General features: G+C 39.6%; 18 protein-coding genes and 1 other annotated feature. Of the genes, 17 read left to right on the forward strand and 1 reads right to left on the reverse strand.

The genetic code is table 11. The annotated features are described in order from the left end of the window. The first annotated feature begins 130 nt into the window (after window positions 1–130). The 9 genes from hemA to ysxE all read left to right on the forward strand — a co-directional run bounded on the left by hemA (window position 131) and on the right by ysxE (window position 10,208). Window positions 131–1,474, forward strand: a complete 1,344-nt coding sequence (gene hemA / locus J2S10_RS01210) for a glutamyl-tRNA reductase (RefSeq protein WP_307403829.1) — start codon at window positions 131–133, stop codon at window positions 1,472–1,474. 12 nt (window positions 1,475–1,486) lie between these two features. Next, window positions 1,487–2,320 (forward strand): cytochrome c biogenesis protein, encoded by an 834-nt coding sequence (locus tag J2S10_RS01215; protein WP_307403831.1) that lies wholly within the window; start codon window positions 1,487–1,489, stop codon window positions 2,318–2,320. Between the two features lie 15 nt (window positions 2,321–2,335). Then, window positions 2,336–3,271: a hydroxymethylbilane synthase gene (hemC, locus tag J2S10_RS01220; RefSeq protein WP_307403832.1), complete on the forward strand. Its 936-nt coding sequence runs from the start codon at window positions 2,336–2,338 to the stop codon at window positions 3,269–3,271. Beyond that, a complete protein-coding gene (locus tag J2S10_RS01225) occupies window positions 3,268–4,050 on the forward strand; it encodes a uroporphyrinogen-III synthase (protein WP_307403834.1) in 783 nt (260 codons plus the stop codon). The genes hemC and J2S10_RS01225 overlap by 4 nt, the downstream gene beginning before the upstream one ends. Beyond that, window positions 4,051–5,031, forward strand: coding sequence for a porphobilinogen synthase (hemB, locus tag J2S10_RS01230; RefSeq protein WP_307403836.1), 981 nt, complete (start codon window positions 4,051–4,053; stop codon window positions 5,029–5,031). Between the two features lie 24 nt (window positions 5,032–5,055). After that, window positions 5,056–6,342 carry a glutamate-1-semialdehyde 2,1-aminomutase gene (hemL, locus tag J2S10_RS01235; protein WP_307403839.1) on the forward strand — a complete coding sequence of 429 codons (1,287 nt, stop codon included), beginning with the start codon at window positions 5,056–5,058 and terminating at the stop codon, window positions 6,340–6,342. Window positions 6,343–6,529: 187 nt separating this feature from the next. Beyond that, a complete protein-coding gene (locus J2S10_RS01240) occupies window positions 6,530–7,702 on the forward strand; it encodes a serine hydrolase domain-containing protein (protein ID WP_307403841.1) in 1,173 nt (390 codons plus the stop codon). A 149-nt stretch (window positions 7,703–7,851) separates the two neighbouring features. Beyond that, entirely contained in the window at window positions 7,852–8,922 is a 1,071-nt protein-coding gene (spoVID, locus tag J2S10_RS01245; protein ID WP_307403843.1) for a stage VI sporulation protein D, read from the forward strand. 242 nt (window positions 8,923–9,164) lie between these two features. Then, window positions 9,165–10,208: a spore coat protein YsxE gene (gene ysxE, locus J2S10_RS01250; RefSeq protein WP_307403845.1), complete on the forward strand. Its 1,044-nt coding sequence runs from the start codon at window positions 9,165–9,167 to the stop codon at window positions 10,206–10,208. 9 nt (window positions 10,209–10,217) lie between these two features. Here ysxE and J2S10_RS01255 read toward each other — a convergent pair whose 3' ends face one another. Then, window positions 10,218–10,409: a hypothetical protein gene (locus J2S10_RS01255; protein WP_307403847.1), complete on the reverse strand. Its 192-nt coding sequence runs from the start codon at window positions 10,407–10,409 to the stop codon at window positions 10,218–10,220. A 172-nt stretch (window positions 10,410–10,581) separates the two neighbouring features. Beyond that, window positions 10,582–10,818 (forward strand) — a binding site (T-box leader). A gap of 63 nt (window positions 10,819–10,881) precedes the next feature. On the opposite strand from J2S10_RS01255, the gene J2S10_RS01260 reads away from it, so the two are divergent. The 8 genes from J2S10_RS01260 (at window position 10,882) to J2S10_RS01295 (ending at window position 21,309) form a co-directional block, all read left to right on the forward strand. Next, window positions 10,882–13,527 carry a valine--tRNA ligase gene (locus tag J2S10_RS01260; RefSeq protein WP_307403849.1) on the forward strand — a complete coding sequence of 882 codons (2,646 nt, stop codon included), beginning with the start codon at window positions 10,882–10,884 and terminating at the stop codon, window positions 13,525–13,527. A gap of 67 nt (window positions 13,528–13,594) precedes the next feature. Further along, window positions 13,595–14,935 carry a bifunctional folylpolyglutamate synthase/dihydrofolate synthase gene (locus J2S10_RS01265; RefSeq protein WP_307403852.1) on the forward strand — a complete coding sequence of 447 codons (1,341 nt, stop codon included), beginning with the start codon at window positions 13,595–13,597 and terminating at the stop codon, window positions 14,933–14,935. Between the two features lie 48 nt (window positions 14,936–14,983). Beyond that, window positions 14,984–15,268, forward strand: coding sequence for a hypothetical protein (locus J2S10_RS01270; protein WP_307403855.1), 285 nt, complete (start codon window positions 14,984–14,986; stop codon window positions 15,266–15,268). A gap of 879 nt (window positions 15,269–16,147) precedes the next feature. Continuing rightward, a complete protein-coding gene (locus tag J2S10_RS01275) occupies window positions 16,148–16,903 on the forward strand; it encodes a prepilin peptidase (protein ID WP_307403857.1) in 756 nt (251 codons plus the stop codon). Window positions 16,904–17,477: 574 nt separating this feature from the next. Beyond that, window positions 17,478–18,569, forward strand: a complete 1,092-nt coding sequence (locus tag J2S10_RS01280) for a hypothetical protein (RefSeq protein WP_307403859.1) — start codon at window positions 17,478–17,480, stop codon at window positions 18,567–18,569. 247 nt (window positions 18,570–18,816) lie between these two features. After that, window positions 18,817–19,389, forward strand: coding sequence for a Maf family protein (locus J2S10_RS01285; protein ID WP_307403862.1), 573 nt, complete (start codon window positions 18,817–18,819; stop codon window positions 19,387–19,389). Window positions 19,390–19,434: 45 nt separating this feature from the next. Next, window positions 19,435–20,124 (forward strand): RadC family protein, encoded by a 690-nt coding sequence (radC, locus tag J2S10_RS01290; protein ID WP_307403864.1) that lies wholly within the window; start codon window positions 19,435–19,437, stop codon window positions 20,122–20,124. A gap of 159 nt (window positions 20,125–20,283) precedes the next feature. After that, on the forward strand, window positions 20,284–21,309 hold the full coding sequence (locus J2S10_RS01295) for a rod shape-determining protein (RefSeq protein ID WP_307403866.1): 1,026 nt from the start codon (window positions 20,284–20,286) through the stop codon (window positions 21,307–21,309). The last annotated feature ends 45 nt before the right edge of the window (window positions 21,310–21,354 follow it).

Below are 21,354 nucleotides of genomic sequence, written 5' to 3' on the forward strand. Positions count from 1 at the left end.
CATTTTATTTTCTAATATTACCATATTAGTTTCATTTTCTGTTCACAATTCTTAAGCAAAAATTAAAAATACCCGTGATATAATCAGACTAGTTATTTCTGCAATTTTTTATTTGGGGGTGTCCTTTTCAATGCATATATTAGTGATCGGTCTAAACTATAAAACTGCCCCTGTTGAAATCCGTGAGCGGTTAACTTTTAATGAATCCGATCTTGTGGATGCTATAAAAAAATTAAACGTGAAAAAAAGCATCCTGGAGAATATTATCTTATCTACATGTAATCGTACGGAAATTTATGCGGTCGTAGACCAGTTACATACGGGCCGCTACTATATTAAAGAATTTCTGTCAGAATGGTTTGGACTTGAACAACCTGAGTTTTCTCCTTATTTATTTGTTTATGAAGAAGATGGTGCCGTCGAACACCTTTTCAACGTGACCTGCGGACTCCATTCAATGGTATTAGGCGAAACACAAATTTTAGGTCAGGTCCGTTCGAGCTTTATGTTAGCTCAAGAACAAAATACCACCGGAACCGTGTTTAACCACTTGTTTAAGCAGGCCGTTACCGTTGCAAAACGAGGCCATTCCGAAACAGATATTGGTGCAAATGCTGTTTCTGTCAGTTATGCAGCAGTAGAGTTAGCGAAGAAAATTTTCGGCTCACTTGCTGGTAAACATGTGTTAATCTTTGGAGCGGGAAAAATGGGCGAGCTAGCGGCCCAAAACCTGCATGGCAACGGTGTAAAAAAAGTTACCGTTATTAACCGTACCTATGATAAAGCAAAAGAACTTGCGAACCGTTTCGGCGGTGAAGCAAAAACAACAGATGAGCTGCAAAAATCTTTAGTGGATGCCGATATCCTCATAAGCTCGACGGGTGCGAAGGATTTTGTTATTTCAAAAGAGATGATGGTTAAAGTAGAAAAAATGCGAAAGGGCAAACCATTATTTATGGTTGATATTGCCGTACCACGCGACTTGGATCCGAAAATTGCAGAGCTTGAAAACGTATTTTTATACGATATCGATGATTTAGAGGGGATTGTTGAGGCTAATCTTCAAGAACGTAAGAAGGCTGCTGAAAAGATCAGTATCATGATTGAAAAAGAAATTGTCGAATTCAAGCAGTGGCTTGGAATGCTCGGAGTTGTCCCTGTGATTTCGTCTCTTAGGGAAAAAGCCCTGGCAATCCAGTCAGAAACCATGGTCAGCCTTGAGCGCAAGCTCTCCCATTTATCCGACCGGGATCTAAAAGTATTAAACAAGCACACAAAGAGCATTATAAATCAACTTTTAAAGGACCCTATTTTACAGGCAAAAGAATTGGCTGCAAGACCTGATGCCGATCAGGCTTTGAACTTATTTATGAAGATATTTAATATTGAAGAACTTGTCCAAAATCAAGATTCGAAAGCAGCCGAAACCGATAAAATTATGGTTCATGCACCGCAGGCTTCCTTTCAGCCGTAAGGGGTTGTGTCTATGTTTAGTATTCACATGACACGGCTGCATGAACTAACAGTTGTTCTATATGCCTTTAGCGTGTTGTTATATTTTTTTGATTTTCTCAATCATAACCGGAAGGCAAACCGAATTGCCTTCTGGTTACTTGCGTTTGTATGGGTTTTACAAACTGTGTTTTTATTTTTATATATGGTGAAAACAGGGAGGTTCCCTGTTTTGACGATTTTTGAGGGTCTTTATTTTTACGCATGGGTATTGATCACTTTATCTCTAGGGATTAATCGGTTGCTAAGAATTGACTTTATTGTCTTTTTTACCAATATACTCGGATTTATTGTCATGGTCATTCATACTTTTGTTCCCGAACAATATGGTTCCCATGTTGTCGGCAAGCAGCTTGTGTCTGAACTGTTGTTAATCCATATCACAATGGCGATTGTTTCATATGGAGCATTTTCTCTCTCCTTTGTCTTTTCTCTTTTATATCTTCTCCAATACGACTTATTGAAAAGGAAGAAATGGGGAAAAAGACTATTAAGGCTTGCCGATTTACATAAGCTCGAGCGATCATCCTACATATTGGCTGTAATTGGTGTTCCAATGCTGATGCTAAGTCTGATTTTAGGCTTACAGTGGGCTTTTCTCAAAGTCCCCGGGATGCCCTGGTACGATATGAAAATCATTGGTTCTTTCCTGTTATTAACGGCCTATAGCATTTACTTGTATTTGCATATTGTCAAAGGGCTTGCAGGAAAATCATTAGCTTTATGGAATGTAGCTTCATTTTTAATCGTGTTAATTAACTTCTTCTTATTTGGTAAATTATCGTCTTTTCATTTCTGGTACGGGTAAACTTAGGAGGCTGTCATGAGGAAAATTATTGTAGGTTCAAGACGAAGCAAGCTTGCTTTAACACAAACAAATTGGGTTATCGAACAGCTTAAAAAGCTAGGGTCACATTTTGAGTTTGAAGTAAAAGAAATTGTGACAAAAGGGGACAAAATCCAAGATGTAACCCTTTCAAAAGTAGGCGGTAAAGGCTTATTTGTTAAAGAAATCGAACAGGCTATGCTAAATAAAGAGATTGATATGGCCGTTCATAGTATGAAAGACATGCCGGCAGAGTTGCCGGAGGGGTTAACAATCGGTTGTATTCCTTTCCGTGAGGACCACAGGGATGCTTTAATATCACGAGGACATATGAAGTTAAAGGATTTAAAAAAGGGTGCAATTATCGGCACGAGCAGTCTTCGCCGCAGCGCCCAGCTTTTAGTACAGCGTCCGGATTTAGAGATTAAATGGATTCGCGGTAATGTTGATACACGATTAGCTAAATTAGAAGAAGAAGAATACGATGCCATCATTTTAGCTGCAGCTGGACTTTCCCGCCTTGGTTGGGCACGTGAAGTAGTGACTGAATTTTTAGATACGGATATTTGCATACCTGCTGTTGGTCAGGGAGCATTATCACTCGAATGCCGTGAGGACGACCGCGAGCTTTTAGAACTTTTTGAAAAATTCACCTGCAAGAAAACGGAAAGAGCCGTCAAAGCAGAGCGTGCTTTCCTGCAAAAAATGGAAGGCGGCTGCCAAGTGCCAATTGCCGGTTTCGCCCGTGTTGATGCTAATGATGAAATTGTTTTAAATGTTTTAGTCGCTTCCCCGGAAGGACAGGAGATTTACAAAGAAGAACTTAGAGGACAAAACCCGGAGGAGCTGGGTGTCCGGGCTGCTGATCTTTTAATTCAAAAAGGAGCCAAAGACCTGATTGAAAAGGTGAAACGGGAGCTTGAAGGGCTATGATAAATTCATTTCCCTTGCTTGAAAAAAAAGTTCTTGTTCCAAGGGGAGAAAATCAAGCGAAATCTTTTTCACAGCTCATTGAAAAATATGGAGGGATTCCGATTGAAATCCCTCTTATTGCCTTTCGACCGGTTGAGATTAATCAACGTCTTCAAACCATTTTGAAAGCCCTAAATACATATGACTGGATTATTTTTACGAGCAATGTAACAGTGGAAACCTTCTTTTCTTTTTGTTTGAATTCAGATTTGGAGATTTTTCCAAAAATCGCTGTGATTGGAAAAAAAACAGAAGAGGGACTGTTGCAAAGAGGATTAAGGCCTGAGTTTATACCGTCTGCATATGTTGCCGAATCATTTGTTGCCGAGTTTTTGCCGTATATCCATAAAGGTTCGAAAATATTACTTCCAAAAGGGAATTTGGCGAGAGAATATATCGCTGATTCTTTAACAGAAAGCGGAGCACTTGTTAATGAAGTGGTCATATATGAAACGGTTATGCCAGACGAAAGCCGCGAGAAATTGGCAAAAGTGATGGTCGAAAAACAGCTTGATATTTTACTGTTTACGAGCCCGTCAACGGTAGATCATTTTATGGAAACGGTGACTCGGTATAAGCTTGAGCACCATTTAAAAAAATATATTTTCGGCTGTATTGGACCATCTACAGAGAAAAAATTACGTGCATATGGATTACCCGTTCATGTTGCACCTAAAGAATATACGGTAAAAGAAATGGTTAATAGTACAATTGCTTACTTAGAAATGGAGGAATCATAAATGGAATTGCAATTTAAGCGTCATCGTCGTTTACGTTCAAGTGCAAGCATGCGCGCACTTGTCAGAGAAAATAACCTGAAAGCGGAAGACTTCATTTATCCGCTGTTTATTTATGAAGGTGAAAACATTCGCAAGGAAGTATCATCTATGCCCGGTGTATTCCAAGTATCCATGGACCATCTCCAAAAAGAAATGGAAGATATTGTAGCACATGGAATAAAGTCTGTGTTATTATTTGGGATTCCGGCGGCCAAAGATGAGTGCGGTCAGCAAGCATACCACGATCATGGCATTGTCCAAGTTGCGACCCGTTTTATAAAAGAGAACTTCCCGGAAATAATTGTTGTTGCTGATACATGCCTTTGTGAATATACAAGCCATGGACACTGCGGAGTGGTCGAAGGCGAGAAAATCCTAAATGATCAGTCGCTTGACTTGCTCGTGAAAACTGCGGTTGCCCAAGCTAAAGCAGGCGCAGATATTATTGCTCCTTCTAACATGATGGATGGCTTTGTTGCAGCAATTCGTGCTGGTTTAGATGAAGCCGGTTTTACTGAAGTGCCGATTATGTCATATGCAGTTAAATATGCCTCTGCTTTTTACGGTCCATTCCGTGAGGCAGCGGAGGGCGCGCCGCAATTTGGCGATCGGAAGACCTATCAAATGGACCCGGCTAACCGGATGGAAGCATTTAGAGAAGCCGAATCCGATGTTGCGGAAGGCGCTGACTTTTTAATCGTGAAACCTGGTATGCCTTACCTGGATATTGTTCGTGATGTAAAAAATACTTTTAATCTGCCTGTTGTCGTTTATAACGTGAGCGGTGAATATTCAATGATTAAAGCTGCTGCTCAGAACGGCTGGATTGACGAAAAAAACACTGTGCTGGAAATGTTAATCGGCATGAAGCGTGCCGGTGCTGATCTCATTATTACTTATGCTGCAAAAGACGCCATTCGCTGGTTAAAAGAAGAAGAATAACAATAATGGAAAAGAGGGAAAAGGATGCGTTCGTATACGAAATCGATTGAAGCATTTAAAGAAGCCCAAACCCTTATGCCGGGTGGAGTTAATAGCCCGGTTCGTGCCTTTAAATCAGTGAATATGGATCCGATTTTTATGGAAAGAGGGAAAGGTTCTAAAATTTATGATATTGATGGAAATGAATATATTGATTATGTATTGTCATGGGGACCGCTAATCCTCGGCCATACAAATGACCGCGTTGTTGAGGCAATTAAAAAAGTTGCAGAACTTGGTACCAGCTACGGTGCACCGACATTGATGGAAAATGAACTGGCAAAACTAGTCATTGAACGCGTTCCGTCGATTGAAATTGTCAGGATGGTATCTTCAGGAACGGAAGCAACGATGAGTACTCTGCGTTTAGCAAGAGGATATACGGGACGCAACTTAATTTTGAAATTTGAAGGCTGCTACCATGGTCATGGTGATTCATTGTTAATCAAAGCAGGCTCCGGCGTAGCCACACTTGGATTGCCTGACAGCCCGGGTGTACCTGAAGGAATAGCAAAAAATACCATCACCGTGCAGTATAATGACTTTGAAGGTGTGAAATATGCCTTCGAGCAATTCGGGGAGGATATTGCGGCTATTATTGTTGAACCGGTTGCAGGTAACATGGGTGTTGTTCCGCCGCTGCCGGGATTTTTAGAAGGTCTTCGTGAAATTACCACAAAATACGGTGCCTTGCTTATTTTTGATGAAGTCATGACAGGCTTCCGAGTGGGTTATAATTGCGCACAAGGCTATTTTAATGTGACTCCTGACCTAACTTGTCTTGGTAAAGTAATTGGCGGGGGACTTCCTGTCGGTGCCTACGGCGGAAAAGCAGAAATCATGGAAAGAATTGCACCTAGCGGTCCGATTTATCAAGCGGGTACACTTTCAGGGAACCCACTTGCGATGACCGCTGGATATGAGACATTAAACCAATTAACTCCTGATCATTACAGCGATTTTATCCGTAAAGGGGATTTGCTGGAAAAAGGATTAAAATCTGCCGCTGAAAAAAATGACATTCCAATTACTGTTAACCGTGCGGGATCGATGATTGGCTTCTTCTTTACAAATGAAAATGTCATTAATTATGAAACAGCAAAAACTTCAAATCTTGAATATTTTGCCGGTTATTATCGGGAAATGGCTGAACAGGGAATATTTTTACCTCCTTCACAATTTGAAGGTCTTTTCCTTTCTACTGTTCATTCCGATGAAGATATTGAAAAAACCATTTCTTCTGCGGAGCTTGCCTTTTCTAAATTAAAATAATTGAAGATTGCACATTCATCATATCAAACGGTGAGTGTGCTTTTTTATGTTCATTATAAAAAACGAAGGGAAATTTTGTATTTAATCTATTCTAAATTGTACTTATTTTTGTCACATCTGTATGCTATAATAATTCGGACAAATCAAGTAGTTCTTGAGGACGATGAGCAAAGGTTGTGTGGCGGAGATGAAATACAATAAATTGGGATTATTCTTATTAGTAGCTGCCCTTGGTACCAATTTACTCGGTTGTGAAAATCAGTTTTTCCATAGTGGTCAGAGTACAAATAAAGAAACCGCAAAAGTTAAAGAAATCATAGCTAACAAAGAAAATTTGCAACGAATAGATAAGCAAAAGAAACTAGAAAGGCTTCGGAAAAATGAAGCTTTACTGCAAAAAAAAATTGAAGATTATTTAGTCTCGAATAACAATAGCGGCAGTGTTTTTGTGGAACAAAACAACCAAATTCTTTTTAATGAAGGCGTTGGCTATGCCAATGTAGAGAAAAAGATATTAAACGAACCCGCCACTACCTATCCAATCGCTTCGATTACGAAAATATTTGTGGCCACAAGTATTATGAAACTGCAGGAACAACAGAAATTAACGATTCAGGATCCAATTTCAAAGTATATTCCTAATTTTCCAAATGGGGATAAAATTAAGTTATATAACTTCTTAACCCACACATCCGGGATTCAAAGGCCGCACTGGCATAAAGGGGATACAACACCAATAAGTCTAGTACGGGAAATTGAAAAGATGCCATTAAAATTCCAACCTGGAGAAAAATGGGACTATTTAGATGCGAACTATATGGTTCTTGGTTATGTCATAGAAAAAATTACGGGTGGGTCGCTCCATGATTTTATCAAAAAAAATATCATTGATAAGGTTCCGCTAAATGAAACAGGATTTATTACGTCTGAACATCCCGTTCCATATACATCGGTTGGCTATTTAACAAAGAATAATAAAATCGAACCTACCAAGTACCTTAATACCTATGCTCTTTTTGGCTGTGGGGATATTTACGCAACCGCATCTGATTTATCACAATTTGATCAAGCGTTAATGAATGGAAAATTGGTTTCGAAAGAAAGTCTAAATCAAATGCTTACGCCATCTACTAAGTCAACATATGGTTTGGGTCTTTATAACAGAGGGAATTTTGTTTTCAGTGTAGGTGTTTTAGGCGGGTGGTATACAATGCATGCCTATTATAATGATAAAACTTCGATTGTTATTTTGTTGAATGACCGAAGCAAAGGCACACACAATATTGAAAATATTACGGCTGACATTTATCACATGGTTAAGGATACCATGAATCCTGTTGAACCATCCCCAAATTCCTAAATGATACAAATGATTACACACGCATCCATAGGGTGCGTGTGTTTTTCTTGTGCCTCAAAAAGCTTTTTTATCATAAAAATTTCAGCTTCCTCATAGAGTGTAAGTGACATAGTGATTTTACGTGAAAGGAAACGAAAGGAGGAGTCGCTTTGTCTCAGGAAAATCAATCGTGCCTACGATTTTCCTTGGAGGAATCCTTATGGTTTAGAAAAGGACAGGAAGTCGAAGAGCTTGTCTCCATTTCTCTAGACCCGGATATTACCATCCAGGAAAACGATCAGTACGTAACCATACGAGGTTCGCTGGAATTAACAGGCGAATATAAAAGTTACGAAGCTAGCGATGAAGGTGAAGAAGATAACGGTTCTGCTCAGAAGTTTGTAGAAAGGGTAGAGGAGCAAGAAACTGGAAGTTGTGAATTTTCCCATTGTTTTCCAGTCGATATTACGATTCCTAATAATCGGATTCAAAGTATTTATGATATTGATGTTCTTGTAGAATCATTTGATTACTCCTTACTGGAGCGAAGTTGTTTGAAATTATCAGCAGAGCTGACTATTAGCGGCTTATATGGCGGCCCGCAGCAGGATGAACCGTCAGAGCCTGAATTTGAGCTGGAGGTATTGCATCGTTCTGAGTCCGAAGATATATTGACTGACTTTGAACAAAACCAATTCGACGATTCATTTTTGTTCGAGGCTGAGGCAAGAAAACAGCAGGAAGAGGAAAAGGTAGAAGTATTTCCGAAGTTCCCAACATTTAACTATCAAGCCCAAGATGACCATGAGGATGAACAAGAGCCTTCTTGGCTTTTTCAGGAGGCAAGAAGTGAAGGAAACAAGCCGGTCGGAATTGTCAGCGAGCAGGAAGAATCTGCCCAGGAAGTGCCGGGCGATCACGTCCATTTTGAGGAGGATGTAACCGCAGTCGAAGAAAGCTCCTCCTCATCGGAAGCAGCAGTACCGAAGCCGGAAAAGAAGAAGAAACCGGCAAAAAAGAAGAGCATGACACTAACAGAGTTTTTTGCCCGTAAGGAGGAAAATGCAGAACAGGCTAAATTAAAGGTATGTATCGTACAAAAAGGAGATACCATTGACAGTCTTGCAGAACGGTACGATGTAACCATCCAAAATCTCCTTCGTGTAAACCATCTGGAAATTAATCAAGATGTTTATGAAGGCCAAGTATTATATATTCCGGTGATATTCGCAAAAAAGTAACAGATCAAAATAGAAGATGAGCGGGTTTTCATACCTGCTCACCTTTCTTACATTCCTGAACTTAGAGTAATGTCTAGCTCCAGCGCCTAGTGTACTTCCCTCTTTTCCCTACGATAAGTTAACACGAAAAAGCAAAAGCGCAATTCGAGTTGACTTTATCTCAGTCGAAGCGCTCCAGTCCTGTCGTGCGCTAAACGGGAGCAAACGCTTTTCCTTTCTTTGAAAGAGAGTTGAGTTTTATTATGAGTAACTCGAATCGCTTGGAAGAGGTAACACCGATTTTACAAAATTATCAAGTTGAACCCCATTTTGTTGAAAATTATGGCAGCATACAAAAAATCTACTCCAACAAGGGTACCTTTGCATTGAAAAAAATCGTTCCTACGTCTGGTACGGATTTTATTCGCCATGTTCATCACCTATACCAAAAGGGATTTAATCGCATCGTACCTATTTATCCAACGATGGATGGCAGGTATGCGGTCCTTAATAATAAAGATCTATATTATTTAATGCCGTGGATGCCAAATGAAGTTAAAGAAGACCGCCAGCATAAAAATCAGCAGTTAATCCGGGAATTAGCGAGACTTCATACCCTTTCCGCCAAAGAAATCCCGATAAATAAAGAAGAACGTACCGAGCATTATGAAAAAACTATTCAACAATTGGAAAAACATCAGGAATTTCTCGATGGCTTCGTCGATGAATGTGAAAAAAAGACCTATATGTCGCCTTTTGAATTACTATATTGCATTTATTATAATGAAATAAGCCAGGCACTGCGCTTTTCAAAAACAAAATTAGAAGAATGGTATGAAAACACGAAAGAGAATGAAAAGGCACGAATGGTCATCACGCACGGGAAATTATCATCTGAACATTTTCTTTATGACGAAAGAGGGTACGGTTATTTTATCAATTTTGAAAATGCCCGATATGGGTCACCTATTCATGACCTTTTGCCATTTTTATCGCGTGCGTTAAATACGAATCCGAAGAGAAATGATGAAGCTGTTGATTGGATTTATCATTATCATAAATACTTCCCATTCAAGCAGGATGAAAAGTTGTTGTTTTATAGCTATTTAGCTTATCCAATTCCCATCATCCAAGTAGCAGAAAATTATTATCGCAAACAACAGCCCAAAAATGAATTAAAATTTGTACGTCAGCTGCAGCGGAAATACTGGCATTTAAAAAACAATGAATATGTAGTTATGAGAATGGTTGAAATGGACGCCCAGCAACAGCAAGCAAAAGAAGGAGCCCAGCAGCAATCCAGCTGAATGGGCTCTTTAAATTATTTCAAAGAAAAGAGAAATGGCGATGATAAAGAAAAATGTTAATAAAAGTACATCAAAGAAGGTTGGTAAAAGAATGGTTCGAATCAATTGAAAAATTAAAAACGGAATGATGAATTGCCCGCATACCCTCCTGCAGGTTCTATACCAGGGATGGTAGGCGTATTTTTTAAACTTCCCCTTCATCTAAACCTCTCCCTTTCCAAAATAACATTTCTTTAATATATATTCGCTACTTCCTTAGTATTCCCCTAAAATATGAACCATTTTTTCAGGAAGCGTATAAAATATAAAAAAATTGGTTATCATTATTGACGACAATCCCCTTTATTGGGTAGTATAACTATATAATTTAATGAATAAAGCAAAGACAGGGAAGAGTACGTTGTCAAGGCTGCTTCAAGAGAGGGAAATCGCTGGCTGGAAGATTTCCTAAGCAGAACAACGGAAGGTCACCCTTGAGCTTCTTCTGCGAAAGGATCTAAGATCCTATTAGTTGAAGACGGGCCCGAATCCGTTATCCGATAGAGAGCCAATCATGTACTATGGTTGGAAAAAAGGTGGTACCGCGAAGCAAACTCCATTCGTCCTTTTATGGCGAACGGGGTTTTTTTATTTGTACTTTGAATTAAAAGAGAGATAAAGGAGGAACACTTAGATGGACACGAAAGAACTAACAATGCCTACTAAATACGACCCGCAAGCGATTGAACAAGGCCGTTATGATTGGTGGTTGAAAGGAAAGTTTTTTGAAGCAAAAGATGATGAGGCGAAGCAGCCCTACACAATCGTTATTCCACCGCCAAACGTAACAGGTAAACTGCATTTAGGGCATGCATGGGATACTACCCTGCAGGATATCCTTACCAGGATGAAACGGATGCAGGGCTTTGATGTACTCTGGCTACCCGGCATGGACCATGCCGGAATCGCAACGCAGGCAAAAGTAGAAGAAAAACTTCGCAGCGTAGGAAAAAGCCGTTACGATTTAGGCAGAGAAAAATTCGTTGAGGAAACATGGAAATGGAAGGAAGAGTATGCTTCCCATATTCGTCAGCAATGGGCAAAACTGGGGCTAGGGCTTGATTATAGCCGTGAGCGCTTCACCCTTGATGAAGGTTTATCCGACGCTGTACGTGAAGTATTTATTACACTTTATAAAAAAGGTCTCATTTACCGCGGTGAGTATATTATCAACTGGGATCCGTCCACTAAAACTGCATTATCCGATATTGAAGTTATTTATAAGGATGTTCAAGGTGCATTTTATCATATGAATTATCCGCTAGCCGATGGTTCCGGTCAAATTGAGGTAGCGACCACCCGCCCGGAAACGATGCTTGGTGATACAGCTGTTGCTGTACATCCGGAGGATGAGCGTTATAAGCATTTAATAGGCAAAACGGTCATTCTGCCAATCGTTGGCCGCGAGATTCCGATTGTGGGTGATGATTATGTTGATATGGAATTTGGTTCAGGTGTCGTAAAAATTACACCGGCGCATGACCCGAATGATTTTGAAGTGGGTAACCGCCACAATCTTGAGCGGATTCTGGTTATGAATGAAGACGGGTCAATGAATGATAAGGCTGGAAAATATAAAGGCCTCGACCGCTTCGAATGCCGCAAGCAAATTGTTAAAGACCTGCAGGAGCAAGGGATTCTATTCAAAATTGAAGAGCATCTGCATTCAGTGGGCCATTCAGAAAGAAGCGGTGCTGTTGTCGAACCATATCTCTCAACTCAATGGTTTGTTAAAATGCAGCCGCTCGCCGATGAAGCCATTGCACTGCAAAACAATGAGGACAAGGTGAATTTCGTTCCTGACCGCTTTGAAAAAACATACTTGCATTGGATGGAAAACATCCGCGACTGGTGTATCTCAAGACAGCTATGGTGGGGTCACCGCATTCCGGCTTGGTACCACAAGGAAACAGGTGAAGTTTATGTCGATCATGCGCCGCCATCAGACCTTGAGAATTGGGAACAGGATACGGATGTTTTAGATACTTGGTTTAGCTCTGCGCTTTGGCCGTTCTCGACGATGGGCTGGCCAAATAAAGAAGCAGTTGATTTCAAACGTTACTTCCCGACTGATGCACTTGTAACCGGCTATGATATTATCTTCTTCTGGGTATCTAGAATGATCTTCCAAAGCCTTGAATTTACCGGAAAACGTCCGTTTAAAGATGTTCTCATCCATGGCCTCGTTCGTGATGCACAGGGGCGTAAGATGAGTAAATCATTAGGTAACGGTGTCGATCCAATGGATGTCATCGATCAGTACGGGGCAGATTCACTGCGCTATTTCCTATCCACCGGAAGCTCACCGGGGCAGGATTTACGTTACAGTACCGAAAAAGTGGAAGCAACCTGGAATTTTGCGAATAAAATTTGGAATGCTTCCCGTTTCGCATTAATGAATATGGACGGAATGACATATGAAGAAATTGATTTCAGCGGTGAAAAATCGGTTGCTGATAAATGGATTCTAACAAGATTAAATGAAACGATTGAAAACGTAACAAGACTTTCAGACCGTTATGAGTTTGGCGAGGTTGGCCGTACGCTGTACAACTTTATCTGGGATGATTTCTGTGATTGGTATATTGAAATGGCGAAGCTTCCTTTATACGGGGATGATGAGGCTGCAAAGAAAACGACTCGCTCCATTTTAGCCTATGTGTTAGATCAAACCATGCGCTTATTACATCCATTTATGCCGTTTATTACAGAAGAAATATGGCAAAACCTTCCACATAAAGGTGAATCGATTACGACATCGAACTGGCCTGAAGTAAAACCGGAGCTTTCAGATGAGAAAGCGGCACAGGAAATGAAATTGCTTATGGAAATGATTCGCTCTGTACGGAATATTCGTGCAGAAGTAAACACGCCAATGAGCAAAAAAATCAAAATGATCGTTAAAGCCAAGGATGAAACAGTTCTAAAAGCAGTTGAAAAGAACCGTGCATTTATCGAAAAATTCTGTAATCCGGAAGAATTACAGATAGGAACGGATATTGATGCTCCGGAAAAAGCAATGACAGCTGTCATTACGGGTTTAGAAATCATTCTTCCACTCGAAGGCTTGATTAATATCGAAGAAGAGATTGCCCGCCTTGAAAAAGAATTCGATAAATTAAATAAAGAAGTAGAAAGAGTTCAGAAGAAATTGAGCAATGAAGGCTTCATGAAAAAAGCACCTGAAAGTGTTGTTGCTGAAGAACGCGCTAAAGAAAATGATTACCGTGAAAAGCGAGCAGTTGTGGAAGCAAGAATTAAAGAATTAAAAGGGATATAATATTGTGAGGAGGCAGGTTGTCTGCCTCTTCCGTGTGTTTTGTAGACAAAAAAGTGGGGTGGTTTGAATGTTTACAACTTATAAAGAAGCTCTTGAATGGATCCATGCCAGGTTAAGGCTTGGTATCAAACCTGGTTTAAAGCGGATGGAATGGATGATGGAGAGGCTCTGCAACCCGGAAATGAAAATAAAAGCTGTCCATATTGGCGGAACCAACGGCAAAGGCTCAACTGTAGCATTTCTTCGTTCCATTTTGCAAGAAGGTGGGTACAAAGTAGGGACTTTTACTTCTCCCTATATCGAACAATTTAACGAGCGGATTAGTGTTAATGGGAAATCAATAACTGATGAAGAAGTACTCCGGCTTTCCAATATCATTCGCCCGCTTGCCGATGAATTAGAGGAAACCGAGCTTGGAGGGCCAACCGAATTTGAAGTGATCACTGCGATGAGTTTCTATTATTTTGCCGAGGTCAACAAGGTTGATATCGTTCTATTTGAAGTTGGGCTGGGTGGAAGATTTGATTCAACCAATATTATTCAACCAATAGCTTCTATTATTACAAATATCGGGCTTGACCACACGAATATTTTAGGTAATTCCTATGAAGAAATTGCCTTCGAAAAGGCAGGAATTATAAAAGGCGTGACACCAATTTTCACAGCTGTCAAACACCAGGGAGCACTAAAAGTCATTGAGGAACAGGCAGAAAAAAGACAAGCACCCCTTTCAAAGCTGAATCAGGAATTTTCGATTACCTCCCACAGGTCGCTTGAAAAAGGTGAAATGTTTACACTAAAAACGAAGCCTCAAACAATGGATCAATTAGAAATTAGCATGATTGGTCAGCACCAAACAGAAAATGCCTCTCTTGCTGTAATTGCTGCACAATATTTAAATCAGCAAGGTTTTGTTGTTACCGAACAAGCAATACGGTCAGGTTTAAAAAATGCCTATTGGCCTGGCAGGTTTGAAATCCTATCGGAAAATCCACTCATTGTGATTGACGGGGCCCACAATGATGAAGGAATTGCAGCACTTGTACATGAATTATCAACCCGTTATGCCGAGTGCTACATTCATATTGTATTTGCAGCTTTAAAAGATAAAAAACTTGATCAGATGATTTCTAAGCTGGACGAAGTGGCAAATCAAATCTCATTTGTTTCGTTTGATTTTCCGCGTGCGGCTGATGCGTTGGATTTGTTTTCGTTGAGTTGTTCGCAAAATAAAATCGCAGTAGAAGACGGTTGGAAAGATTACTTGATTGAAGCAATTAAAACCTTGGAACCGAACGGTATTCTTGTCATTACCGGTTCGCTTTATTTTATTTCCGAAGTAAAACCGTATTTTTCGAATTTTCGAAAAATACCACATATAGCTTGTGACAAGCCCATTTATATTTGATAAAATTGTTTTATTATAATAATAGCTAATGACGTGGAGGGGAGTTCGATGAGTGTTAAACCGCAGGTGAAAATAGCTATTTTTCTTGTCTGGATTATTATGGTGCCTGCAGGAATGTGGTTAACCTATAACGCTTTTCCTCCTCAAAACTCAAGTCATTGGATGGACATGCTGGCATTTTTGGTGTTAACCTCCTTGGTTGCCTCTATGCCAATGGTCATCAATAATATGCCTATTTTTCTCATACAATGGGTTTCGCTTGCTACATTTTTAAGCTTTGGTTTATTTGTAGAGATGGCTTTTGCCCAGATAGCCGTTGTTGTTTTCTGTTAAAGTTACGCGTTCAAAAAGAACAATATTTCCGCTTTCCGCTAAATTTTACTATGTTTTTCGTTGTCTCTATTGTGAGCGGTGTCATTTACTATTCACTTGGCGGCCATACCGGCAACAAGGGGCAAAACGTGCCGGACGGAATCGGGTAGCGGAGTATTCATCGTGTTAAAAAAATAAAAAAGCTGACTAAAAGCACATTAAAAAACGGACCTTTAAAGTCAGCTTTTTTTATAATTTTAATTAATTATCATATTTCACTACTGGAGCATGTTTTTCATCCCAATCCAAAAATTGATCAGACACATCGATTGTTTTATCCCCATCTATTATCCCTTATTCATTACTTGATCAAAAGTAACTCCATTATCAAATTCTAAATTAGAATTTGAAATTGACGATGGTCTTGTAACAGAAACTCTCACACTGAATTGACAATTTTTTGTGAATTCTATTTGACCATTATTATTTTTTATTTGCATCCCTAATGCCGAACTTGAGCAAATTGGAAGACCTGTTGGTTTTGTGATTATTGTCGAATAGTCATAATTTGTGTTGAGATGGATTTTACTACGTTTGATAATGCTGTACCCCTATCTCAGCTACATCTTTCTTCGGACGATAGTGACTTCAATTATGGTTCCAATGATCGATATGTTTAACCAATTTCAGCAACATAATAAATAATTGACAAATAATTCAAAAAGATGAAGAAAAATGGCAAAAAATACAAAAATTTTCTTTTCTTCCACTTGGCATTTACCATATAATACAGAGGTATATATACATAGGTTAATAGAACTATTAATAATAGTGGAAATATGCTCGAAAAAGTTTTCCATAATATAATAGTAGTATAATGCACACGAGGAGGGGAATCCAATGATAATAATGTTACTATTTTTATATGGTCTTCTCCTTGGTTCTTTCTTTAACGTAGTTGGCTTTCGTGTTCCGTTGAAACAGTCAATTATTTTCCCACGGTCAGCTTGTCCAACCTGCGGGCATCAGTTAAAAGCGCATGAACTCATCCCGGTGGTTTCATACCTAATCCAGGGTGGAAAATGCCGCGGTTGTAAGTCGCGGATTTCTCCTATTTATCCGATAATGGAATTGATTACTGGTATCCTTTTCATGACAACTCCATTGGTAGTTGGATGGTCTGGAGAACTAGTGGTTGCCTTGTCCCTCATTTCAATGTTTATGATTATTGTTGTTTCAGATATCCACTATATGATAATCCCTGATAAAATATTAATCTGGTTTGCTGGGATTTTTTTATTGGAACGAAACATATGGCCGTTAACACCTTGGTGGGGTAGCATTTTAGGAGCGGCAGTCGGATTTTTTCTCCTCTTTGTCATTGCTTTTGTTAGCAAAGGCGGGATGGGTGGCGGTGATGTAAAGCTGTACGCGCTGCTGGGACTAGTGTTAGGTTTTAAATTGGTCTTACTTTCATTCTTTCTGTCGATATTATACGGTGCTGTTATTGGTGGATTAGCTCTTCTGTTTAAACTAGTTAAAAGACGCCAGCCCATACCGTTTGGGCCGTTTATTGCTGCAGGAACACTTACAGCATATTACTGGGGATCTGAAATAATTGATTTATATTTACGTTTTCTTAATCACAGCTTTTAGTTAAGGGGTTTTTATATAGATTTTTCCCTATTACACCCAAGGATCGAAGGATAAATCTGGTGCTTAATGACCAATCGATTCGTTTTGTCGAATTGAAGCAAGCGAATCCCCCAACGGCATTCAGATGGAACAAGCGCTTTCTTCCACCTGGAATTATAAAAGCTGGTTCAACTGCTCAACCTTGAAAAAGTATCTCAATCTCCAAATTGGCTGTCAAGGAAAGCACTTGACAGCCAATTTGGAGATTGAGGAGCAGTGAGTAAGCTGAGAAGGAGATCCCCTAGCCTTGAAAAAGGCTGAACCCAAACTAATAAGCAAAGAAGCCGAAAAACGCTTCTCTTCTTAGAGGTGCCCAAAAACCGAAACCAAGATCAATTTGTGTAGGGAGCATTGACAGTTTCGTTCATATCAGTACATTTGACGACACTACAAAACAAAACTAGGAATCTGCCGAAGGAACAATTAATTTGGCGAAATCATTCGATAACAAGACGACAAAAGTCTTGTTATTTTTTTTTTTCGTTATGTTAGGATAAAACCAATTAGCCGTCGGAAGAGAAAGGAGTACGTAAATTTGGACAAGCCTAAAAACGGCAATACGATCACAATTAAATTAAATGGTGAAAAACAGTCTGTCTTAGAAGAGTCTAAGGAAAAGGACCCGGGAACGGCCGGCATTCCATATCCAACTGTGATAATAGATTCCGACTCTTTAGAACAGGAAGGATTTTTAGAATCAGCAGCTGCAAAGGAATCTGTTGATGAAAGCTTTGACTGGATCATACCCGAATCATCCGAAAATGATATAGAGGAATTTAAAATTGTTAGCAGCGAAAGCCAGAAATCTTCTAAGAAGAGTAAAGTTAACATAACTTCTTTTTCTACGAAATCATTAAAGAACAATGGTAGTGCATTTAAATCAAGTGTTTTTTCGGTGATTTTTGCTATTATACTCGGAATTGGGTTTGGCTTTCTGATGCTAAAGCTTGTCATTAATGGTCACAGCACAAAAACAGCTACAACCACCGTTCCTAATGTGGCAGTACAAGCGAATACAGAAAATAATAATACAGTTAATACGGAGACCAACTCCGGCGCTAAAACCATAAAACCGATGACCTTCTTTGTCGTGCAGGGAGGAGTTTTTTCTTCAAAGGATGCCGCAAAAGGAACCTCAGATCAAATGACCGGACAAGGTATCCCTGCTGAAACCATAGGCATGGCCGGCAAGCAATACTTGTTTTTAGGTGTTGCTGAGACCATTGATGCTGCTAAACAACTGGTTAGTTATTATAAAGATAAAGGATTGGTCGATGACCCATTTGCAAAAACATTAACATCGAAAGAGAAAACAGTATCCAATCTTACTGATGCGGAGAAAAGCTTTTTAGAAGCATCCCTTGATGTTTATCAAGATCTTTCAAAAGTAACAGCCGGTGCAATCCTATCGAAAAAGATAGCCGGAGATTCTCTCAAAAGTGCCGAGGATCAGCTTGGTAAAATCGATAGCAAGAAAATTAAGAATACCAATGTAAAAAGCATTAAAAACGATTTGACATCTGCCTTGGATAAGGTAAAAGAATATCAAAAATCGAAGAGTACTAAAAACCTGGAAGAAGCACAGCAGAAACTATTAAACTTCCTTTCCTCCTATTATTCATTATAAAAGTTTGCGACAAAAAGAAACATCATTCGATATTTTCTGGGAAATACAAAACTAATCAGGCCTGCCCGAAAAATTGGGAGGCTTTTTATTTATGATCGTAAATTAATTTCTTGTAATAAAACAGAACTTTAGAATAATTTGTCCTATTTAATCAAACTTTAATTATATAAAAATTGTTTGAATCGACAATTTCTGATACGATTATCATGTATCTCCCTAATGAATAGCAAAAAGGTAAGGTGATTAAATGCAGAACCTCATTTTAGCCTCTTCTTCTCCGCGGCGAAAAGAACTTCTAGAAAACCTCCGTCTAACATTCGAGATTTCAAGCAGTGAAGTAGATGAAAGCTTTGACCTGGGTCTTTCACCTGAGGAAGTTGTTATGGAGCTTGCAAATCGCAAAGCTCAGGTTGTATTTCAGAAAAATCCGCAAGCATTTGTGATTGGAGCTGACACCATTGTTGTTGCGAATGGTCAAATCTTAGGAAAGCCAACGAATGAGGCAGACGCCATTGGCATGCTAAAAATGCTGTCAGGAACAAAGCATGATGTTTATACCGGTGTTTCTATTTTGTCGGAAACGGGTTCTACCTGTTTTTACGAAAAGACTGAAGTTTGGTTTTGGGAGTTAACGGACCAAGACATAAGAGCCTATGTGAAAAGCGGTGAATCTCTTGATAAGGCAGGTTCATATGGAATTCAACAGCTCGGAAGCATGCTTGTCAAGAAAATAAATGGAGATTATTTTGCAGTTGTCGGTCTGCCCGTTGCAAGGACGGTGCGGGAATTAAAAAAGGCAGGTTACCAATTGCCGTATTAGGCTCTTTCGCTGTTCATTAACTCCCGATTTAAGGGAGGAAAGAGAATGTCCGCAAATACATTAATGATCCGTGATTTTCCTCAAGACGAACGCCCTAGAGAGCGATTTATTCAACATGGTCCCCAGAGCTTATCGAATCATGAACTTATTGCAATCCTGCTTCGTACAGGGACAAAAGAAGAATCTGTGCTTCAATTATCTAATCGCTTACTGACTCATTTTGAAGGACTACGTCTTTTAAAAGCGGCTACTTTAGAAGAAATTACTACCATTAAAGGGATAGGTTCAGCTAAAGCAATCCAAATCCTGGCAGCTGTTGAAATAGGGAGAAGGATTGCCAATTTAAATTATAATGATCGGTATGTGATCCGTTCCCCGGAAGACGGAGCCAAATATGTAATGAACGATATGAGATTTTTGTCTCAAGAGCATTTTGTTTGCTTGTATTTAAACACCAAAAATCAAGTGATCCACAAACAAACTGTTTTTATTGGCAGTTTAAATGCTTCCATCGTACATCCGCGTGAGGTCTATCGCGAAGCATTAAAAAGATCTGCTGCATCTATCATCGCTATCCATAACCACCCCAGCGGCGATCCGGCGCCATCCCGCGAGGATATCGAAGTAACTAAGAGGCTGGTGGAATGCGGGAAAATAATTGGGATTGATCTACTCGATCATTTGATTATTGGTGAAAATAAATTTGTTAGTTTGAAGGAAAAAGGATATTTATAGCACTATGTTTTTATTTGACGTTAGGATATAATATTGGTTATGATTTTTTAGGATTGCTATCGAATTTACTAGTTAAAATAGCATAAAAATTTCACATTAAAAGGTAATGACCTTACCTTAAGGAAGAATGCAATTCGTATCAGAAAGGGAGATACACGTATGTTTGGAATTGGTGCTAGAGACCTTGGGATTGACTTAGGAACAGCGAATACGCTTGTTTTTGTGAAAGGAAAAGGAATTGTTTTAAGAGAGCCATCGGTTGTAGCAATGCAAACTGATACAAAAAGTATTGTAGCGGTTGGGAATGATGCAAAAAATATGATTGGTCGTACACCGGGGAACGTTGTTGCCCTTAGGCCAATGAAGGATGGCGTTATAGCAGATTTTGAAACGACTGCTGCGATGATGAAATATCATATCCGCCAGGCAACGAAAAACAACAAAGGTCTTTTCTCTGGAAAACCGTATGTAATGGTGTGTGTTCCTTCCGGAATAACGGCAGTAGAGGAAAGAGCCGTAATCGATGCTACTCGCCAGGCCGGGGCAAAAGACGCGTATACAATCGAAGAACCTTTTGCAGCAGCAATCGGTGCAAACCTACCTGTTTGGGAGCCAACCGGAAGTATGGTTGTTGATATTGGCGGTGGAACTACTGAAGTGGCGATTATTTCTTTAGGCGGGATTGTTACGAGCCAATCAATTCGCGTTGCCGGAGATGAAATGGATGAATCCATTATCTCGTATATCCGAAAAACTTATAATTTAATGATTGGTGAGCGCACATCAGAAACGATAAAAGTAGAAATCGGTTCAGCTGGCGATTCTGAAGGTATCGAAAATATGGAAATTCGCGGCCGTGACTTATTGACCGGTTTGCCAAAAACAATTGAAATCACCGCAAAAGAAATTGCCTCGGCATTACATGACACTGTTTATGCCATTGTTGAAGCTGTGAAAAATACACTTGAAAAAACACCGCCTGAATTAGCGGCTGATATTATGGACCGCGGGATCGTTTTAACAGGCGGGGGCGCGCTCTTGCGAAATTTGGACAAGGTTATTAGTGAAGAAACCAAAATGCCGGTCCTTATAGCAGAAAACCCGCTTGACTGTGTAGCAATCGGTACCGGTAAAGCATTAGAACATATTCATTTATTTAAAAATAAAGCGAAAGATTCCCGATAAATTTTATTGTGGAATTGCCTTAACTGGACAGTAATCGAAGTTCAA

The sequence above is a fragment of the Neobacillus ginsengisoli genome, from assembly GCF_030813055.1.

What these genes read in the sequence shown, in the direction of transcription:
- radC (WP_307403864.1), top strand. Translation starts at nt 19,435, where the DNA reads ATGTCCGCAAATACATTAATGATCCGTGATTTTCCTCAAGACGAACGC.
- J2S10_RS01265 (WP_307403852.1), top strand. Translation starts at nt 13,595, where the DNA reads ATGTTTACAACTTATAAAGAAGCTCTTGAATGGATCCATGCCAGGTTA.
- J2S10_RS01260 (WP_307403849.1), top strand. Translation starts at nt 10,882, where the DNA reads ATGGACACGAAAGAACTAACAATGCCTACTAAATACGACCCGCAAGCG.
- hemA (WP_307403829.1), top strand. Translation starts at nt 131, where the DNA reads ATGCATATATTAGTGATCGGTCTAAACTATAAAACTGCCCCTGTTGAA.
- J2S10_RS01295 (WP_307403866.1), top strand. Translation starts at nt 20,284, where the DNA reads ATGTTTGGAATTGGTGCTAGAGACCTTGGGATTGACTTAGGAACAGCG.
- hemL (WP_307403839.1), top strand. Translation starts at nt 5,056, where the DNA reads ATGCGTTCGTATACGAAATCGATTGAAGCATTTAAAGAAGCCCAAACC.
- J2S10_RS01215 (WP_307403831.1), top strand. Translation starts at nt 1,487, where the DNA reads ATGTTTAGTATTCACATGACACGGCTGCATGAACTAACAGTTGTTCTA.
- hemC (WP_307403832.1), top strand. Translation starts at nt 2,336, where the DNA reads ATGAGGAAAATTATTGTAGGTTCAAGACGAAGCAAGCTTGCTTTAACA.
- J2S10_RS01270 (WP_307403855.1), top strand. Translation starts at nt 14,984, where the DNA reads ATGAGTGTTAAACCGCAGGTGAAAATAGCTATTTTTCTTGTCTGGATT.
- J2S10_RS01255 (WP_307403847.1), bottom strand. Translation starts at nt 10,409, where the DNA reads ATGAAGGGGAAGTTTAAAAAATACGCCTACCATCCCTGGTATAGAACC.
- J2S10_RS01285 (WP_307403862.1), top strand. Translation starts at nt 18,817, where the DNA reads ATGCAGAACCTCATTTTAGCCTCTTCTTCTCCGCGGCGAAAAGAACTT.
- hemB (WP_307403836.1), top strand. Translation starts at nt 4,051, where the DNA reads ATGGAATTGCAATTTAAGCGTCATCGTCGTTTACGTTCAAGTGCAAGC.
- J2S10_RS01275 (WP_307403857.1), top strand. Translation starts at nt 16,148, where the DNA reads ATGATAATAATGTTACTATTTTTATATGGTCTTCTCCTTGGTTCTTTC.
- J2S10_RS01240 (WP_307403841.1), top strand. Translation starts at nt 6,530, where the DNA reads ATGAAATACAATAAATTGGGATTATTCTTATTAGTAGCTGCCCTTGGT.
- ysxE (WP_307403845.1), top strand. Translation starts at nt 9,165, where the DNA reads ATGAGTAACTCGAATCGCTTGGAAGAGGTAACACCGATTTTACAAAAT.
- J2S10_RS01225 (WP_307403834.1), top strand. Translation starts at nt 3,268, where the DNA reads ATGATAAATTCATTTCCCTTGCTTGAAAAAAAAGTTCTTGTTCCAAGG.